Source organism: Desulfovibrio sp. 1214_IL3152, assembly GCF_036763055.1.
GTDB lineage: Bacteria > Desulfobacterota > Desulfovibrionia > Desulfovibrionales > Desulfovibrionaceae > Desulfovibrio.
Genome location: NZ_JBAIYW010000361.1, coordinates 1 through 2,527 on the forward strand (window position 1 = coordinate 1; position 2,527 = coordinate 2,527).

1 protein-coding gene is annotated in these 2,527 nt (G+C 60.5%); it reads left to right on the plus strand.

Going from position 1 to position 2,527, the window contains the following annotated elements; translation table 11 throughout:
- The coding region (locus V6C07_RS07705) for a mechanosensitive ion channel family protein (protein WP_333535789.1) at nucleotides 1-2,527 on the plus strand (2,527 nt) is incomplete at both ends.

Below are 2,527 nucleotides of genomic sequence, written 5' to 3' on the forward strand. Positions count from 1 at the left end.
CGACGCTCTTCCGATCTGGCCCCGCGTCCGGAAACGGGAGAAAACAAGGACGCCGCAAAGCCCAAGGCCGAAAAAAAAGCCAGCCCGAAGCCCAAGGCCGAAAAAAAGGAAAATGCCGCGCCCAAGCCGCCCAAGGCGGACAAAAAAGACGCCCGCCCGGCCGCCGCCGACAAAAAGGAAAGCCCGGCCGCCCAGGAAGAAGACGGCGCGGGGTCACAGGAAGAAGAAAAAACCGGCGGGCTGCATGACCCTTGGGAAATGGTCTGGAGCAGCCAGCACAACATGCTTGAAGATGTCAACGGCAAAGCCCTTGCCATGAGCGACAGTTTTGCCGACCGCGCCCTCAACGTCAGTGAAAAGGTACAGCCCTTTGTGGACGAGGCCCGCCGCCTTCTGGTGCTGAGCAATACCTATAAAAACGCGCCCAACGCCATGGAGGCCGTCAGCCGCCGCCTTACCGTGACCATTACAGAAGTGCGCAAGATACTGTCGCCCATGATGGACGCCCGCAGCGAGGCGCAGGCCCTGCTTGAGCGCATCAGCTACCTGGCCGACAGCCTGCCCGAAGACCTGCATGACGAGCGCCTCAGCTCCGAAATGCAGGAATACATCCAGGCCCTGGCCATGACCCGCCTGCGCCTTACGGCCGTGCTCGCCCAGTATGACACGGCCCTTGCGCCCTCTCTGGCCCTGCTCAACCGCCTGGAAAAAACCCGGGAAGAAATCAGCACGCAACTGCCCAGCCTGTGGAAGGACTATTATCTGCAAAAGCCCGTTCCCTGGCTCAGCCCGGCGGCCTGGGCCGATTTTCCCAAGCAGATGACCTATTCCTACCAGGGGCTGCTGCTGCGTCTTCCCGTTGAAGTTCCCGTAACCCCCGAGAACTGGGGTACTGCCGTACTGCGCTTTTTCATGTGCCTGCTTTTCGCCGGCGTTCTCACGGTGCTGCTGTCGCGGCGCTGGCTTAACGAAACATCTCCGCAGACAGTGCGCCACATCTTTCATGTGAGTCTGCCCTGGTTTTGCGTGGGTCTGGCCCTGCTGGGCAGTTCCATTTCCGCCACAGGAGAGTTTTTTCGCCTGTTCCTGGCCCTGGGCAACCTGAGCCTCATCGTGGCCCAGATCAATCTGGCCTGGGACCTGAGGCGGCTCAAATACCCGGAAGTGCATATAGAACGCTCGCCCTTCTGGCATCTCATCCCGCTGACCCTGTGCGCTTATGCGCTTCTGTACCTGCCGCTGCTCCGGCCGCTTGTGCTCGTCATCTGGATGGCGCTGCTCATCACGGACATCATGCGCCAGCGCCGCCGCAAAACGCAGGACCTTGGCCCGCTGCATCTGGAAAGCTCGGTGCTTGAAACCGAACCCGTTGTGCTGTGGGTCTGCCTGATCATGACGGTCTTTGGCCTGCACCTTTACAGCATGGTGCTGTATCTCTGCTTTGTTTCCTGCTCTCTTGCCCTGCAACTTTCGCTTGGCGGCATGAGCTTTGTCACCACGATCAGCGAAAAGCTGCCCAAGGAAGGTGTGCGGGCGGCTCTGGCCCACACGGCCGTAGCCCTGGCAGCGCCCGTGGTGCTGGTGGTGGCCTTTGTGGGCGTGACCCAGTGGGTGGGAACCCTGCCCGGCGGCCTGCCCCTGCTGCAATACTATATTCTGCGCGGCGTCAACGTGGGGGCCACACAGTTCAACGTGCTGCACCTGCTCATGATCGTCAGCGCCTTTTACATCACGCGCACGGCCGTTGCCATGGGCTCGCGCTTTCTGGGACGTCTGCCCAAGCAGGGTCTGCAAATAGACGCCACGCTCATTCCACCCATACAGACGGCCTTTTCCTATGCCCTGTGGTGCTTTTTCGGCCTTTTCGTGCTCAAGGCACTGGGCATGGAGCTGAGCAACCTTGCCATGGTGGCTGGCGGCCTTTCCGTGGGTATCGGTTTCGGCATGCAGACCATCGTCAACAACTTTCTCTCCGGCCTCATCCTTATCTTCAGCCGCACCCTGCAGGCCGGGGACGTGGTGGAAGTGGGCGGAACCCAGGGCCGGGTACGCAAGATCAGCGTACGCGCCACCATGGTGGAAACATTCGACAACGCGCTTATCATCGTGCCCAACTCGGAATTTGTGGCAAGCCGCCTTATCAACTGGACGCGCAACAGCCGTACCGTGCGCAAGGAAATAAAAGTGGGCGTGGCCTACGGCAGTGATACGGCCGCCGTCATGCGCATTCTGCTGGCAACGGCCAACGCCAACAGCAACGTGCTCAAATATCCCCCGCCCGCCGTGACCTTTGCGGAGTTTGGAGCCAGCACCCTTGATTTCAGTCTGCTTTTCTGGGTGCGCGATTATGACGTGGGCGGCTCCACGGCCTCTGCCATCCGCCTTGAAATAGAAAAGGAATTCCGCAACCAGCGGATTGAAGTGGCTTTCCCGCAGTTGGACATCCATATCAAGGATATGCCGCCCCGCATGAAGAGCGCGTCGCCGCCTTCGGAGCAGCGCCCCGCACGCAAGCCAAGCCGACGCC